This is a genomic window from Kosakonia sp. 1610 (assembly GCF_050435845.1).
GTDB classification, from domain to species: Bacteria; Pseudomonadota; Gammaproteobacteria; order Enterobacterales; family Enterobacteriaceae; genus Kosakonia; species Kosakonia cowanii.
This window is the reverse complement of record NZ_JBNDKZ010000005.1, coordinates 229016-244115: the sequence shown is the minus strand read 5'-3', so window position 1 is coordinate 244115 and position 15100 is coordinate 229016. Positions and strand designations below refer to the sequence as shown.

The following is a 15100-nucleotide window of genomic DNA, read 5'->3' as shown; positions in this document are numbered from 1 at the left end:
AAATAATAAGGCTGAGTTATTGGATTTCCGTCACGAAATTGCGCCATTTGAACAGGCAAAACGGCGCAAATGGAAAATCGGTTTCCATGAAAAAAAGAAACGGCTATACTCGCGGTGGTTATAGATTAGCCATTGCAGTGTCTGTTTTTTGCGGGCGCACCTTGCGCCTGCCAGGGGAGAAAGATGTCTACAATCAACGACGTATCACGTTTAGCTGGGGTGTCGAAAGCCACAGTCTCACGGGTGTTGAGCGGTTCGCGCGGCGTGAAGGAAGCCAGCCGTCTCGCGGTACTGAAAGCGGTCGACGAGCTGAACTATCGGCCCAATGTTATCGCCCAGTCGCTGCTCAGCCAGTCGACAGGCTGCATCGGCGTGATCTGCGCTCAGGAGAACGTTAACCAGACCACTGGTTATCTTTACGCACTAGAGAAGCATCTCAGCCAGAGCCAGAAGCACCTGCTGCTGCGCTTTGCTAACACCAAAACGGAGGTGATGAGCGCGCTGGATGAACTCACCTGCGGGCTGTGTGACGACGTGCTGATTATTGGTGCCCGTTTTCCGCTATCTATTGACGACGAAAATGTGATTCTCGTGGATTGCGTCGAGTCTGCCGATACCACCCTTAACAGCATTCAGTTCGATCGCGCCTTTGCCGCCGAAACCGCCTGCAACTACCTGACAAGCCAGGGCCGTCGTCAGATCGCGCTTATTCACCCGCATAATGCCGCCGCCGAACAGGTGCTGCACGGTTATAAACTGGCGCTGGAAAACAATTTCCTGCCCTTTAACCGCAACCTGGTGTTTATGGATGACACCTCATCATCCGTGGCGCTGCAGGTGCTGCTGAACAATGCCACCACGCTTAACTTCAACGCCTTACTGGTTGCCGATGAGCAGGAAGCGCAGCGCGTGATCCCGCAGTTACAGGCGTTTAATAAGTCGGTGCCGGAAGATATTATGGTCTTCAGCCTCGCCGGCTCGCTGCATCTGCCGGGTATTCCGACGATTCCGGCGATTGAATATTCAATGGATGCAATGGCCGCGCGTATTGTGTCGTGGCTCAATGAAAAAACGCAGAGCGTATTAGGGACATATCGCGTTCGTGGGGATTTAATTATTCCGGACGTAAGAAAACGCTAAATAAATGGGCCTCCAGACGGAGGCTTTTTATTTTATAGCGGATAAGAATACTCTCTTCGGCGGTTAACCTTTCCCAAACTCATCCTTCGCTATTGAAATGTAATAGAAAATAAACAAACCTATCATACATCGATTTTAAGGGAGCTTAATCGGTATCGAGTCGTACCTGTAAAATCCATTCTTTTAATAAGGAAGGTAGCTATGCGGCACTCGAATATATGTGATTCAGGGATAAAAATCCTGTTCGCTTTTATTATTATGATGGTCGCCATGCCTGCGGATTCACATATTCAGAAGCCAATATCCGCTGCAATCGTACAGGTGTCGACGGATTCATTTACCCCCCTTCTTCCCACTGGCCGCAATGCTGTGGCCAGACATTTCGTCCGCATCGCCGGCGAAAAGCAAAAAAGAATCGACCCTGATGGGCTGCGGCATCACGACTATTTCCGCAACCTGTCAGAGTGCCCCCTCTCTTGCGATCTGTGTGCATCCTGCTGCACCTGTTTTATGGGGCTTAGCGATAACCGTTCACGGCTGACCAGCTACAGCGTGCCGTTTAAGCCAGAAAGCCGACGTTATTCCGATGATATTGAATGGTTCTCACCCTGCTGCCACACCATGCAAATGGCAGCCTGTTACTGAATTGAGAGTGCGTTTTTTCATATACCCCTGCGTTGATGGTCTGACTTGTACGACTTGTTAGATTTGCCGGTCTGTGGACCGGCTTTTTTTTGGCAGGCCGCCGCAGAGCCAAGGAGAATAGCCGTGGAAAAGAGAGAGAGCCTCTGGAAAGTCGCTGGCATTACTAACCTCGCCAGCCGCCTCTATTGTCCGCTGGTCTCCCTGACGGATGGGCGTGTATTTCGCACAGTCCGACTGGAGCTTGATGGGGATCGGCTGAAATATATGACGCTGCGCGAGATAGAGGTGGTGGCGGTCAGCCTGATTAAAAATCATGCTGATGAGAAAACCTGAAACAGGCAGGCGTGCAGAAAATAAAAAGCATTCGTCTGGGCACTACCTTCAATGCAAAAAAGAAGGCTGGAATAATCCCTAATGCCCAGGCGAATGCGTTCTGAAAGCGCAGAAATAATGAGTGGAATATAGCGAGATGCCCGTGAGTTATAAAGCCCCTGATTTCACTATCAGATTAAATAACGTGATCAGGGAGGGTTCTCATCTGTCCCTGTTTTACATCCTTCATGGCAGGGTAAATTACACTTGTCAGATTCTGAGTCATAGCAGAAATGGTAAAGCGGGCAGGTTTCGCAGAGCGCTCTCTCATTATTACAGCGGGTCTTATACAAATGGTTAAGGCACTCGTTATCCTGATTTTTATCCTCAACGCTTAATACGCGAATCAACTCACGGGAAGACATGGTGTGCTCAATTTTTTGCGCGAGTTGTGATTTGTAGGCATATATGGTCTTAATCTGTAGGTTCTTTAATTCCGCTATTTTTTGTATGGAGAAACCAGCAATAAGCAGTCGCAGGGTATTAATCTCATTGGGCGTTGCACCCAGCAAATAAAGCCGGTGATAGATTTTGTCTTGAATCTCTTTATATAACGTTTGCCTGTCATAGAGCAGATTCATCATTCTTGGTCGCATAATACCCGGCGAGAGGCAGACCGGTGAGCGATCCACACGCATCGCTGTCTCTATCTCTGCACGCGTCAGGGTAATCAGTTTCGAATGCGTTATGCAGCGCTTCTCTTCAAAATAAAATTCAGCAACGACTTTGTCATTGAGATGGATTTTACGCGCGGTAAAGAAAACGGCGCGCAGGCGTGACGTTGAGGCGACCGCTGCAATAAGTAATACCTTGCGGTGCGGTGACGCATCAATGATTAAGGGGAGTGAGGTGTTTTTATGCAGGGCCTCTAAAAGCTTTTGCTCATCCTGGTATATTTTTATAACGATAAAACTGTTTTTTTCAAAAAATGCGGTGATGGCCAGGAGCGCAGGCCAGGAATAGCTAAAGACGATGATCTCAGCAGACATACAAAAACTCCCTTTATTTATACCTGCAAGTATGAGAGGTATTTCCTTTTTAAAGCCCGGTGTAAATTTCCAGACCGAGCCAAATTAAGCTGACGACCAACATGATTAAATAGATGGTTATTGCTGCAATAGTTCCGTCTGCAACCCTTTTTTTCTTATTGCCTTCTTCGTCTTGCCAGTATTTCTCTTCAGTACAATTTTCTTTGAACCGATCCGGCTCATGGCTATTCCGTTCCATAACGTCCTCGTTTCTTTGATAGTAAAAGTCTCTGGCAAGTTGCCGCCATTTTTCCCTGAGCAGAACAAATAAACTGACGCCAATCACTCCCATGGCAGTAGCAACAAACATCCTGATGCTGTAGCGCATTCGCACGGGATAGAGTTGATAAGACTCTTTATCTATACGGTAAAACGTGTGGTTAATATCTTCTAAATAACATTTACTGATTTCGTTAATCATGCTCTGCTGCTCATTGTTCGCTTGCTGCAGCACCAACTGAATTGACGTATTCTGCGCGCCGGCAAACCACGAGAGTAGGGATATTCTAATTTGATTAGGGTTGGAATCATCAAGATAGATATCCTGCCACTCACCGCGAGCGATAACTCTTTTTAAGTAAATAAGGTAGTCATTAAAAAAATCGTCAGCTTCAATTACCACTTCAGCACCATAAAAGTTTTGTATACAGGCCATCAGGGGATAAAGAGAAAATTTTTCTGCAGAGCTGATGGTGAGTGATGTTAGCCATTGTTGAGGGTAATAAAATGTACTCAGTATCGCCAACATAAAACCTACTATACCAAAGCAAATGATGTCGCGGCGGGCATGATAAAGAGTAATTAATATTCCTGAAGTGTGATTGTTTTTATTACTATTCCCCATGCGGCACTGTTGTGATGCCATTTATTTAACCCTCATCGTTAAATGGTTAAAGCAACCTCCTGGTCTATTAAGTAAGATATTTTTTGTTGCTGCTTTTTTCAAATCGGCAAAAAAAGGGTTAGCGGCAAACAGACAATTTTATGTGATCTGTGTCACATAAAATTGTGTATTCAGCCCCAGAATAGCGTGATTCAGGCAGTAATAAAGCGATAAGTAAAACCAGGAATTTATTATCTCATGGAAAAAAGCTTTTAGTGATAATAATCTCTCTGTAGATAATTAGCAGGAATTGCGCTTTCGTTAAGAATATTCTTCTGTTTTTTCTTTTTGTCTGCAAATAATAATGGCCTGTTCAATAAATAATCTCAAGCGGGTATTTTTATTACGCCTGGCTGACTAACCAGCTTGCTAAGCCATTGTCACACTCTCCCACCGGTCGGCCGGGCACCATCCGCGTGATTTATTGCGTGGTCTTTATAGAGGATAGCCAGGTAAATCCTTAGCTAAAAAAGTCAGCTGGTTAGCCATAAGATTGCTAAGGTCAGTTTGCTATAAGCCATACGTTTTCGTTGTTAGACAGGTTGAAGTGCGACTCTTATCTTTCGTCATGATTTGTAAATTACATGCAATGACTTGATGAGGGAGCAATTTTGGCCAGGTTACTGAATCGCTTAACAACAAAGCCCACGCACTTCACCCTTGCGCTGAAAATTGCGTTGCTCAGCGGCATGGTGGCGTTTTCCACCGCCTCTTTCGCCGATGAACCCTTAAAAGAGGGCATCACACCCGCAACGGATGCCAGCCAGATCCCGACGGCGGCGAAATTACGTAAAGATACCGTTGTGGCCGGCATCTCTGAGCCGCAGGGCATTTTTAACCCCTACTTTTTCGTTAACGGTTGGGATGAGAACGTCACTAACGTCATCTTCTCACGCCTGATCGACTGGGATAGCCACGGCAAGCTGGTGCCGGGCCTGGCTGAGAGCTGGACCATCAGCCCGGACAATAAGGTCTACACCATCAAGCTGCGCCCCAACTTGACCTTTAGCGACGGTTCACCGCTCACCGCAGAAGATGTGGCGTTCACCTTAACCGTGCTTTATGACCCGAAATATGACGGCGATACCGATATCACGTTAGCGAATATCGCGGGCGGCGCGGAGTATAAAGCGGGCAAAGCGGAGAGCGTCAGCGGCCTGAAAGTGATCGATGCCCACACGCTGCAAGTGACCACCACCCAGCCGGGCGCGACGACGCTGGCGAAAATCGGCGGGCCAGTGCTGTCGAAAGCCTATTACGGCAAAGGGTATCAGCGCGGCAATCTCGACTATTTACGCACGCTGCACGGCAAGCCGCTCGGTAACGGGCCGTACGTCTACGACAAATACATTCCGGGCCAGGAGATCCGCTTCCACGCCAATACCCATTTCTACCGTGGTACACCGCCGACGCCGCGCTTTATCTATCGCGTGACCAACCCGTCGACCAACTTCCAGCTTTTCCAGACCGGCGAGACCGATTACGACGCCTTTACCTCGCGCCCGGATGATATTGAGCAGCTCAAAATGCTGGGCTTCGCCAATATCAACCTCTACGGCTCCAGCGACTACAGCAAAGTGGAGTTCAACGTGCATCGCCCGGCGTTGCAGGATGCGAAAGTGCGTCAGGCGCTGATTTATGGCCTCGATCGCCAGAAACTGATTGATGTGGTCTATCAGGGCTACGGCAAAGTGGCGATTGAGCCGATCGCGCCTATCTCCTGGGCCTATAACGCCGATGGCGTAAACCCCTACAAGTACGATCCGGCACAGGCGAAAAAGTTGCTTGATGAAGCAGGCTGGAAACCGGGCCCGGATGGCATCCGCGTAAAAGATGGCAAACGCCTCGAACTGACGCTGCTGGTGAGCAAAAAAGTGCTCAACGATGCGCTGATCCCTATCGCCAAAGAGAACTGGCAGCAGATTGGCGTGTTGCTGAAACCGCAGGTGGTGGACTTCAACGCTCTGATGTCCCAGCGCAAAGCGGGCAACTATGATCTCGCCTCGTTTAGCACCAGCACGCTGAACGATCCCCATGATGGCGTCTGGGATTACTACAGCACGGAATCGAAAGAGTCGGGCTATAACAATCCGCAGGTCGATAAGCTGATTAACGAAGGCAACGCCGAACTGGATGTTGAGAAACGCAAACCGATCTACCACCAGCTCTATAAAGTGCTGGCCGACGATCCGCCGGTGATTCTCCTTGGCTACCGCCAGATTTTGTCGGCGAGCAGCGCCCGCGTGACCGGCTTCAAACCGGACATCTATAACGGCCTGACCGGCAGCCTGCCGGATGTCAAAATCGTTAAGTAAGACCTTCACCGCCGCCGGGACTGCCCGGCGGCGGGCATGAGAGCGTTATGGGAAACTTTATCCTCAGGCGGCTGCTGCAAACCGTGCCAATGCTGCTGCTGGCTTCACTGATCATCTTTATGCTGTTCGCCAAAACACCCGGCGACTTTATCGACGGCAATATCACCCTGACCGCCGCCCGCGCCGCTGAACTGAAAGCGATTTACGGCCTCGATCAGCCCCTTTTTACCCGCTATCTGCACTGGCTCGGCCAGCTGCTGCGCGGCGATCTCGGCTTCTCGCTGCAATACCAGATCCCGGTCAGCCAACTGCTGAACCAGTACATCTGGAACTCCTTCCTGCTGGCAAGCGTGGCGCTGGTCTTCTACTGGGGGATCGGCCTCGCGGTCGGCATTGCTTCAGCGCTGAAACCCAATTCGCTGTTTGACCACGTGGTGAGCGTGGTGGTCTTCGCCGCCATGTCCTTTCCGACCTTTTTCCTCTGCCTGCTGCTGATTAAGTGGTTCGCCGTCGATCTGCACTGGCTGCCGGTGGGCGGCATGACCAATACCGGCAGCGATGAAAGCGGCTGGGCGTGGGTGATGCAGGTTGCCGCGCATCTGGCGCTGCCGGTGCTGGCGCTGGTGATGTTGCAGGCGGGCAGCCTGACGCGCTACTTCCGCGCCAGCATGCTCGATGTGGTGAAGATGGACTTTATCCGCACCGCCCGCGCCAAAGGGCTGCGCGAGCGCACGGTGATCTTCAAACACGCGCTGCGCAATGCCCTGCTGCCGATTATCACTCTGCTCGGTTTTGAGCTGCCGGGGCTCTTTTCCGGGGCGATCATCACTGAAAAAGTGTTTAACTGGCCGGGTGCCGGGCATATTCATATCGATTCGCTGGCCGCGCGGGATTACCCCGTGCTGATGGGTTTCACCCTCTTCCTGGCGGTATTAACCATTGTCGGCAACCTGATTGCCGATGTGCTCTACGCGTGGGCTGACCCGCGTATCCGGGTGAGGTGATGATGCTGGGTTCACTCTTCTCAACCAACCGCCGTCTGCGCAAAGCAGAGATCCCGGCGCTGGCTCAGGCGACGCCGTCACCGTGGCGACAGGCGTGGCGTGCGCTGCGTCACAACCGGCTGGCGATGCTCTGCCTGCTGGCGCTGATTGTGATGGCTGTCTGGTGCATTGTCGGGCCAATCTGGTCGCCGTGGAAAAACGACGCCACCGATGCGCTGATGATCAACAAACCTCCTGGTGCTGAGCACTGGCTGGGCACCGACTTCCTCGGGCGTGATGTTTATACCCGCCTGCTGCTGGCCGGACGTATCTCGCTGATTATTGGCCTGCTGACCATGCTGCTCTCCGTGGCGCTCGGCTACCTGCTTGGCGCGCTGTCGGGCTATGCGGGCGGCTGGACCGATAAAGTGATTATGCGGCTGGCGGATCTGGTGATGACCATCCCAAGCCTGCCGCTGCTGATTGTCGCCGGGGCGATGCTGTCGGAGCTCGATTTCCCCGCCGAGTCGCGTATTTACATGGTGGTGGTGATGCTCAGCCTGCTGGAGTGGCCGAAGCTGGCGCGGCTGGTGCGCGGGCAGATCCTCTCCCTGCGCGAGCGCGATTTTATGCTGGCAACCCAAGTGCTGGGCCTCTCCTCGCGCCGTCGTCTGTTTGGTCACCTGTTGCCCAACACGGTGCCGATTCTGGTGGTGATGGCGACCATGGCGGTGGCGAACGCCATTCTGATGGAGTCGGCGCTCAGCTACCTTGGCATGGGCGTAGTACCGCCGACGCCATCGTGGGGCAATATGATGGATGCCGCTAACAGCCTGATCGATTTTCAACGCCGTCCGTGGCTGTGGATGCCGCCAGGGATCGCCATTTTTATTACCGTGATTGCCATTAACGTGCTGGGCGATGGCCTGCGCGATGCGCTCGATCCGAAAATGAAACGGAGCCTGAAATGAGCGAACCGCTGGTCACGTTTAACCAACTTTCCGTCTCTTTCGCCGCAGAGCAGGGGCGCGTACGCGCCGTGCAGGAGGTCTCCTTTGCCATTCAGGCCGGGCAGACTATCGGCGTGGTCGGTGAATCCGGCTGTGGAAAAAGCGTCACGGCGATGTCGCTGATGGGCCTGCTGCCACCGCAGGCGGCGCGCATCGACGGCGGGGAAATCCGCTTTCAGGGCGAGGATCTGCTGCGCCTGAAGCCGTCGAAAATGGCCGATCTGCGCGGCAACCAGCTGGCGATGATTTTCCAGGAGCCGATGACCGCCCTCAACCCGGTGCTGACCATCGGTGAGCAGCTGTGCGAACCGCTGATCCGCCATCGCGGACTGTCGCCGAAAGCGGCCTGGCAGCGCGCAACGCAATTAATTGCTGAAGTGGGGCTGGCGCGGGCAGAGAGCCTGATGAGCAGCTATCCGCATCAACTCTCCGGCGGCATGCTGCAACGCATCATGATAGCTATGGCACTGAGCTGCCAGCCGAAGCTGTTAATCGCCGATGAGCCAACTACCGCGCTGGATGTCACCGTGCAGGCGCAAATCCTGCGGCTGCTGCGCGACCAGGCGCAGGCGCACGATATGGCGCTGATGTTGATCACTCACGATCTGGGCGTGATCGCGCAGATGGCGGAGCATGTGGTGGTGATGTACGCCGGGCGGATTGTTGAGCAGGGACCAACCGCCGACGTGTTACGTCATCCGCTGCACCCCTACACCAAAGGGCTGATCGCCTCGCGTCCGGTGCCGGGCGAGCGGCGGCGTCGGCTCTACTCGATTCCCGGCCAGGTGCCCGATCTGGCTGAACTGCCACCGTGGTGCGCATTTTACGATCGCTGCGAGCGCGCGACCGACGCCTGTCGGCGCGGCATTCCGCCGCTGGTGGGCGACGAGACCCGGCAGGCGGCCTGTATTCACAGTGCGTTAACGGAGCCGCAGGCATGAGCGCAGAGTATGTGATTGAAGTTAACGACCTGAAGAAGTACTTCCCGCTGCGCGACGGGCTGTTTGGTCAGCAGACCGGAGAGGTGCGCGCGGTTGATGGCGTCAGTTTTAACATTCGCCCTGGCACCATTTTTGGCCTGGTCGGCGAATCCGGCAGCGGCAAAACTACCGTCGGACGTACGCTGCTGGGGCTGTACGACAAAACCGCGGGCAGCGTGAAATATCGCGGCCAGGAGCTGGGCGATCTCCCGGCGAAGGCGCTGCGCGCCCTGCGACCGAAAATTCAGCTGGTGTTTCAGGATCCCTACAGCTCGCTCAATCCGCGCATTCGCATCGGCGATGCGATTGGTGAAGCGATGCTGGAGCATAAGCTCTGCACCCGCGCAGAGCTGTATGACAAGGTTATTGCGGTGATGAAGATTTGCGGGCTGGCACCGCAGCACTACAACCGCTTTCCCCATGAGTTTTCCGGCGGCCAGCGCCAGCGAATTGGCATTGCCCGCGCGCTGATCCTCAACCCCGACTTTATTATTGCCGACGAGCCGATTTCGGCGCTGGATGTCTCCATTCAGGCGCAGATTATTAACCTGTTCGCCGATCTTCGCGACGACTTCGGCGTCACGTTTCTCTTTATCTCCCACGATCTCGGCGTGGTCGAACATCTGTGCGATGACGTGGCGGTGATGTATCTCGGGCAACTGGTGGAGACCGCCAGCCGCGACACGCTCTTCAACCAGCCGCTGCACCCCTATACCCGTGCGCTGCTGGCTGCTGTGCCGACTCTCGATCCGCTGCGTGAGCCGGTAGCGGCGGTGCAGGGCGAGATCCCTGACCCTTCGCGACCGCCGCCGGGCTGCCGCTTTTCGTCGCGCTGCCCGCACGCCACGGAGATCTGCCGTGAACAGGCACCAGCGCTGCGTGAAGTGGCTTCCGGGCATCATGTTGCCTGCCACTGGGTGGATAAGATGTAGTGCCGCTTCGCCGTGCTTCCCCAGGCTGTTCTATGCTTATCAGTCCTGTCTGAAATCATGGGGAACACGGTACATGAGAGCACTTACTTATCACGGTTCACATAAAGTCAGCGTCGATAACCACCCCGATCCGATTATCCAGGCGGCGGATGATATTATCCTCCGCGTGACCGCAACGGCAATTTGCGGCTCGGATCTGCACCTCTATCACGGCAAAATCCCCGGTACGCATCACGGTGACATCTTCGGCCATGAGTTTATGGGCGAAGTGGTCGAGACCGGGGCTGGCGTGCATGCGGTCAGCAAGGGCGACCGGGTGGTGATCCCGTTTGTTATCGCCTGCGGCGAATGTTTTTTCTGTAAGCTCCATCAATACTCCGCCTGTTCGGAAACGAACGAAGGCAAAGGTGCAGCGCTAAACCGAAAAGGCATTACTCCGCCGGCGGCGCTGTTTGGCTACAGCGATCTCTATGGCGGTATTCCCGGTGGCCAGGCGGAGTATGTCCGCGTGCCGAAGGCCAATACCGGGCCGTTTAAAGTGCCGGATACGCTCTCTGACGAGAAGGTGCTGTTCCTCTCCGATATTCTGCCCACGGCCTGGCAGGCGGTAAAAAACGCCGAAATTAAACAGGGCTCAAGCGTGGCGATTTACGGCGCGGGCCCTGTCGGGCTGCTGTCGGCGGCGTGCGCCCGTCTGGAAGGGGCTGAACAGATTTTCATGATCGATGACAGCGACTACCGGCTCGCCTTCGCCCGCGACCGCTACGGCGTTATTCCCATCAACTTTGATAAGAATGACGATCCGGCGGCGTGGATTATCGAAAACACGCCCGGACATCGCGGCGTTGATGCGGTGATTGATGCCGTGGGCTTTGAAGCCAAAGGCAGCACCACCGAAACGGTGCTCAGCACCCTGAAAATCGAGGGCAGCAGCGGCAAAGTATTGCGCCAGGCGATTGCCGCCGTGCGGCGCGGTGGGATTGTCAGCGTGCCGGGCGTCTACGCCGGGTTTATTCACGCCTTTATGTTTGGCGACGCCTTCGATAAGGGGCTGACCTTCAAAATGGGGCAGACTCACGTCCACTCATTCTTGCCAGACCTGCTGCCGCTGATTGAGTCCGGCCATCTCAAACCGGAAGAGATTGTAACGCACCATATGCCGCTCGAAGAGGCCGCCCGCGGCTATGAGATCTTCGATAAGCATGCAGAAGATTGCCGCAAAGTGATCCTCGTTCCGGGGCTCAACGCCGCGAAAGCGACGATCTAACCCCGTTCATGCCCGGTTCGCCGGGCAGACAAGCAAAAAGCCCGGTGAACCGGGCTTTCAGGCATGTTTTAGTTCCTCGAAAAGCTCTGGATGCTTGTCCAGCGCCTTAAAGAGCAAAACTAAAGGTCTTGGCGGGGCAACACGCCCGGTTTCGTATCGGCTAAAGGCGTTTGCGCCGCCGCCAAACATCTCTGCCGCCTGGCGCTGATCGAGATTAAACCGCTTTCGGATGGTGGCAATAAACTGAGGATCAACTTCTTCGGCGTTAACTTTGCGGACAAAAGCTGCAACCTGTTTTGAGTAATGTTCACCGTTCAGACGGTCAAAAATGATCTCTCCACATGCGTCGCAGTACTCGCCTGCGATGGCAGTGAGCGTAGTCACTTTCCCTTTGTAACGGTATTCAATGTTGCGGGTGTCATGTTTGAGTCCCGCAGCGCCGCAAACAGGGCATTTCATTTATCTCTCCTTAAACGACACGATCAGTACATCGTCAGAGACGATTAACTTCAGATAGAGTTTCTGCCTCTTCCAGACTGAACGTTAAATTATGCAAATAGGGTAAAAAACTACCGCATGCAATGTCCTGGTCAAAGCGGGAAAGTAGGGAAATGCGGGTGATGGACTGGTTGGCCTGCAAGAGAATGCAACAAATAAGAAGCCCGGTGAACCGGGCTTCCATTTTTAGATAAAGGTGAAGATCTCGTCGCGCGGCAGGCGGGATTTAGGCAGCGCGGCGTTAAAATCCTGCTCGCTGCGCACGCCGAGCGATACCAGCACGACGCTGGTCAGCCCTTTCTCGCGCAGGCCCAGCGCCAGGTCGAGTTCACGCGCGTCAAATCCCTCCATCGGCGTGGCATCGATGCCGAGCATCGCTGCGCTGAGCAGCAGGCCGCCGAGCGCCAGATAGACCTGTTTCTCCATCCACTGCGGCAGATCGCGCTGCTCATAGCGGTGCAGATCGACATAGGAGCGGCGGCCCTTATCCTGACCCGCTTTCGCGCCGTCAGCCACAAAGCGGCCATCCTTCTCCTCCTGTGCCAGCACCTCTTGCAGGTGGGCTTCATCGAGATCGCTGCGCATGCAGAGCGCAATCACGTGTGAGGCATCGGCAATTTTCGGTTTGTTATAGATGAAGTTGCTGGTGGCGGATTTCGCCATCGCCGCGCGTCCCTCCTCGCTTGAGGCAACAACAAAGTGCCACGGCTGCGAGTTAACGGAAGAGGGGCTGTTTTGCAGCACGTTGAGCAGGGTGTCGATCTTCTCCTGCGGCACGCGCTGAGCGGGGTCGAAGGCTTTGACGGTATGGCGGGAAATTACGGCTTCATCAAGGGTCATTTTTCTCTCCTGGCGAACATTCAAATAACGTGGGGCGCACCGTCCCGTAGAGTCGCCGAGGATAAACGCAACGCCAGCGAAGATAAATTAGTGAAAAACGGCAACACTTTCACTCGCAAAGTGAAAATGCGGTTTGCCTGCGCCCGCTTTTCTGGCACAACAGAAGCGCTTGTTATTTGCCGTTCGGAGAGATGATGATTCGGCTGGAAGATGTCACGCTGTTTGTTCGCTCGGCGCTGCTGGGCAGTTTTTCTAACGCCGCGCGCGAAGCCGGGCTGCTCCCCGGCCAGGTCAGCGCAGCGGTGCACCGCCTGGAGCGCGATCTCGATAAGCGCCTGTTTGTGCGCTCGACCCGTAGCCTGCGCTTAACCGCCGAAGGCGAAAAGTATCTCCCCTTCGCCCAGGAGATGCTGGAGGTGGTGCGTGCCGGAGCAGAGAGCCTGCACAGCGGCGATAACGAACCGCAGGGCGAGCTGCGCATGGCGGTGCCATCCGATCTGGGGCGCAACGTGCTGCTGCCGATCATCACCCGTTTTTGCGCCCAGTACCCGAAGGTCTCTCTGCGCCTCTCCCTTTCCGATCAGCTTAGCGATGTGTTTCGCGATCCGGTGGATGTTGCTATCCGCTACGGCGTGCTGGATAACAGCAGCTATGTAGCGCTGCCGATTGCCGAAGATAACCGCCGTGTGCTCGCTGCGTCGCCCGCTTATCTGGCGCAGCACGGCAGGCCGCAAACCCTTGATGAGGTGGTTAACCATCACTGTCTGCTCTTCACCATGAACAACCAGGTGTATGACAAATGGAGCTTTCCGGAAAATGGCCTGCGCCGACAACTGATCGTCAAAAGCCGCATGTTGTGCGACGACGCGGATGTCGCCCGCCGCTGGGCGGTGGAAGGGATGGGTATTGTCTACAAGTCGTGGATCGACATCAGCGCCGATGTGCTGGCCGGGCGGCTGGAGGTGTTGCTGCCGCAGCATCCCGGCGAGGCCGCGCCGCTTAACCTTATCTGCCCGCATCGCAAACAGTTCTCCCCGGCGATTCGCCACCTGCACGCGGTTTTACGGGAAACATTACGACCGGTAACCGCGCAGTTGCGCAGCCTGGCGGCGGAAAAACCGCACGGATAACCAAAAGCGATCGCCATTACGCGCCAGGCTTAAAGTTTGACCTTCACAGGAGGAAGTGGCGATGGCATTACGTTCATTAGGCACCACGGGGTTACAGATCCCGGCATTAGTTTTTGGCGGCAATGTGTTCGGCTGGACCGTCGATGAGCAGCAGAGCTTCAGTTTGCTGGACGCGTTACTGGAAAAGGGCTTTACGGCGATCGATACGGCAGACGTTTACTCTGCATGGGCACCGGGCAACAAGGGTGGCGAATCGGAAACCATTATTGGTAAGTGGCTGGCGGCGCACCCGGGTCATCGCAACAAGATCACCCTGTTTACTAAAGTGGGCGCCGATATGGGCGAACCCGGCAAAAAAGGGCTCTCGGCACGCTGGATTGAGCAGGCGGTTGATGACTCACTTCGTCGCCTGCAAACGGACTATATCGACCTCTACTTCTCCCACTGGCCGGATAGCGAAACGCCCTACGATGAAACGTTAGGCGCTTATGAAAAGCTGCTGAAAGCGGGGAAAATCCGCGCGATTGGCGCGTCCAACCTCGACGCCCAACAGCTGGCAGAATCGCTGAAAGTAGCGGACGAGAAAGGGCTGCCGCGCTACCAGGTGCTGCAACCGGAATATAACCTCTACGATCGCGAGAGCTTTGAAGGCGCGTTGCAGGATTTAACGGTGCGGGAAAATATTGGCGTGGTGACCTACTACAGCCTCGCTTCCGGCTTCCTGTCAGGAAAATATCGCAGCGAAAGCGATCTTAGCCAGAGCCAGCGCGGGCAGGGCATCGCCAAATACCTGAATCCGCGCGGCTTCGCCATTCTCGACGCACTCGATAAGGTGGCGGCGAATCATAATGTGAAACCCGCCGAAGTGGCGCTCGCCTGGCTTATTAACCAACCGGGCGTCACCGCGCCGATTGCCAGCGCGACCAAAACTGCGCACGTCGAGAGCTTCGCTACCGCCGTGGCGCTGAACCTCTCTACCGATGAGATCGCCGCACTGAATAAAGCCGGCGCATAAACCGCTAAATGCCCGGTGGCGCGCTGCTTACCGGGCCTACGAACTTCTCCACTTCATAAAAT

15 protein-coding genes are annotated in these 15100 nt (G+C 54.7%); 11 read left to right on the top strand and 4 right to left on the bottom strand.

Annotated features, from left to right (window positions below; all coding sequences use genetic code 11):
• The first annotated feature begins 183 nt into the window (after positions 1-183).
• The 3 genes from ABIC80_RS15930 (at position 184) to ABIC80_RS15920 (ending at position 2118) form a co-directional block, all read left to right on the top strand.
• Positions 184-1140: a LacI family DNA-binding transcriptional regulator gene (locus ABIC80_RS15930; RefSeq protein ID WP_042715073.1), complete on the top strand. Its 957-nt coding sequence runs from the start codon at positions 184-186 to the stop codon at positions 1138-1140.
• A gap of 201 nt (positions 1141-1341) precedes the next feature.
• The gene (locus tag ABIC80_RS15925; protein WP_429177784.1) at positions 1342-1785 is read left to right on the top strand and encodes a hypothetical protein; all 444 of its coding nucleotides are present in this window, start codon (positions 1342-1344) and stop codon (positions 1783-1785) included.
• Positions 1786-1908: 123 nt separating this feature from the next.
• A complete protein-coding gene (locus ABIC80_RS15920) occupies positions 1909-2118 on the top strand; it encodes a hypothetical protein (RefSeq protein WP_042715070.1) in 210 nt (69 codons plus the stop codon).
• 188 nt (positions 2119-2306) lie between these two features.
• On the opposite strand, the gene ABIC80_RS15915 is transcribed toward ABIC80_RS15920, so the two are convergent.
• Both ABIC80_RS15915 and ABIC80_RS15910 read right to left on the bottom strand, forming a co-directional pair.
• Positions 2307-3146, bottom strand: a complete 840-nt coding sequence (locus ABIC80_RS15915; protein ID WP_042715068.1) for a helix-turn-helix transcriptional regulator — start codon at positions 3144-3146, stop codon at positions 2307-2309.
• Between the two features lie 49 nt (positions 3147-3195).
• Positions 3196-4050 carry a hypothetical protein gene (locus tag ABIC80_RS15910; protein ID WP_429177783.1) on the bottom strand — a complete coding sequence of 285 codons (855 nt, stop codon included), beginning with the start codon at positions 4048-4050 and terminating at the stop codon, positions 3196-3198.
• Between the two features lie 707 nt (positions 4051-4757).
• On the opposite strand from ABIC80_RS15910, the gene ABIC80_RS15905 reads away from it, so the two are divergent.
• The 6 genes from ABIC80_RS15905 (at position 4758) to ABIC80_RS15880 (ending at position 11555) form a co-directional block, all read left to right on the top strand.
• Entirely contained in the window at positions 4758-6383 is a 1626-nt protein-coding gene (locus ABIC80_RS15905) for an ABC transporter substrate-binding protein (RefSeq protein WP_376746596.1), read from the top strand.
• Positions 6384-6430: 47 nt separating this feature from the next.
• Entirely contained in the window at positions 6431-7387 is a 957-nt protein-coding gene (locus tag ABIC80_RS15900) for an ABC transporter permease (protein ID WP_094422692.1), read from the top strand.
• 2 nt (positions 7388-7389) lie between these two features.
• A complete protein-coding gene (gene opp4C / locus ABIC80_RS15895; RefSeq protein ID WP_200135116.1) occupies positions 7390-8337 on the top strand; it encodes an oligopeptide ABC transporter permease in 948 nt (315 codons plus the stop codon).
• Positions 8334-9317: an ABC transporter ATP-binding protein gene (locus tag ABIC80_RS15890; protein WP_263753641.1), complete on the top strand. Its 984-nt coding sequence runs from the start codon at positions 8334-8336 to the stop codon at positions 9315-9317. The genes opp4C and ABIC80_RS15890 overlap by 4 nt, the downstream gene beginning before the upstream one ends.
• Entirely contained in the window at positions 9314-10288 is a 975-nt protein-coding gene (locus ABIC80_RS15885; protein WP_054802734.1) for an ABC transporter ATP-binding protein, read from the top strand. Before ABIC80_RS15890 ends, ABIC80_RS15885 begins: the two co-directional genes overlap by 4 nt.
• Positions 10289-10361: 73 nt before the next feature.
• Entirely contained in the window at positions 10362-11555 is a 1194-nt protein-coding gene (locus ABIC80_RS15880; RefSeq protein ID WP_042715056.1) for a zinc-dependent alcohol dehydrogenase, read from the top strand.
• 57 nt (positions 11556-11612) lie between these two features.
• Here the strand turns inward: ABIC80_RS15880 and ABIC80_RS15875 are convergent, their stop codons facing one another.
• A complete protein-coding gene (locus ABIC80_RS15875) occupies positions 11613-12014 on the bottom strand; it encodes a type II TA system antitoxin MqsA family protein (protein ID WP_042715055.1) in 402 nt (133 codons plus the stop codon).
• A 225-nt stretch (positions 12015-12239) separates the two neighbouring features.
• Positions 12240-12893, bottom strand: a complete 654-nt coding sequence (nfsB, locus tag ABIC80_RS15870) for an oxygen-insensitive NAD(P)H nitroreductase (protein WP_429177782.1) — start codon at positions 12891-12893, stop codon at positions 12240-12242.
• 194 nt (positions 12894-13087) lie between these two features.
• Between nfsB and ABIC80_RS15865 the strand changes: the two genes are divergently transcribed.
• The gene (locus tag ABIC80_RS15865) at positions 13088-14023 is read left to right on the top strand and encodes a LysR substrate-binding domain-containing protein (RefSeq protein ID WP_429177826.1); all 936 of its coding nucleotides are present in this window, start codon (positions 13088-13090) and stop codon (positions 14021-14023) included.
• 61 nt (positions 14024-14084) lie between these two features.
• Positions 14085-15038 (top strand): aldo/keto reductase, encoded by a 954-nt coding sequence (locus ABIC80_RS15860; RefSeq protein WP_429177781.1) that lies wholly within the window; start codon positions 14085-14087, stop codon positions 15036-15038.
• Positions 15039-15100 lie beyond the last annotated feature (62 nt).

Bases quoted from the DNA above. Each gene is read 5' to 3' on its own strand.
- ABIC80_RS15930 (WP_042715073.1), top strand. From the start codon at position 184: ATGTCTACAATCAACGACGTATCACGTTTAGCTGGGGTGTCGAAAGCC.
- ABIC80_RS15925 (WP_429177784.1), top strand. From the start codon at position 1,342: ATGCGGCACTCGAATATATGTGATTCAGGGATAAAAATCCTGTTCGCT.
- ABIC80_RS15915 (WP_042715068.1), bottom strand. From the start codon at position 3,146: ATGTCTGCTGAGATCATCGTCTTTAGCTATTCCTGGCCTGCGCTCCTG.
- ABIC80_RS15910 (WP_429177783.1), bottom strand. From the start codon at position 4,050: ATGGCATCACAACAGTGCCGCATGGGGAATAGTAATAAAAACAATCAC.
- ABIC80_RS15905 (WP_376746596.1), top strand. From the start codon at position 4,758: ATGGTGGCGTTTTCCACCGCCTCTTTCGCCGATGAACCCTTAAAAGAG.
- ABIC80_RS15900 (WP_094422692.1), top strand. From the start codon at position 6,431: ATGGGAAACTTTATCCTCAGGCGGCTGCTGCAAACCGTGCCAATGCTG.
- opp4C (WP_200135116.1), top strand. From the start codon at position 7,390: ATGCTGGGTTCACTCTTCTCAACCAACCGCCGTCTGCGCAAAGCAGAG.
- ABIC80_RS15890 (WP_263753641.1), top strand. From the start codon at position 8,334: ATGAGCGAACCGCTGGTCACGTTTAACCAACTTTCCGTCTCTTTCGCC.
- ABIC80_RS15885 (WP_054802734.1), top strand. From the start codon at position 9,314: ATGAGCGCAGAGTATGTGATTGAAGTTAACGACCTGAAGAAGTACTTC.
- ABIC80_RS15880 (WP_042715056.1), top strand. From the start codon at position 10,362: ATGAGAGCACTTACTTATCACGGTTCACATAAAGTCAGCGTCGATAAC.
- ABIC80_RS15875 (WP_042715055.1), bottom strand. From the start codon at position 12,014: ATGAAATGCCCTGTTTGCGGCGCTGCGGGACTCAAACATGACACCCGC.
- nfsB (WP_429177782.1), bottom strand. From the start codon at position 12,893: ATGACCCTTGATGAAGCCGTAATTTCCCGCCATACCGTCAAAGCCTTC.
- ABIC80_RS15865 (WP_429177826.1), top strand. From the start codon at position 13,088: ATGATTCGGCTGGAAGATGTCACGCTGTTTGTTCGCTCGGCGCTGCTG.
- ABIC80_RS15860 (WP_429177781.1), top strand. From the start codon at position 14,085: ATGGCATTACGTTCATTAGGCACCACGGGGTTACAGATCCCGGCATTA.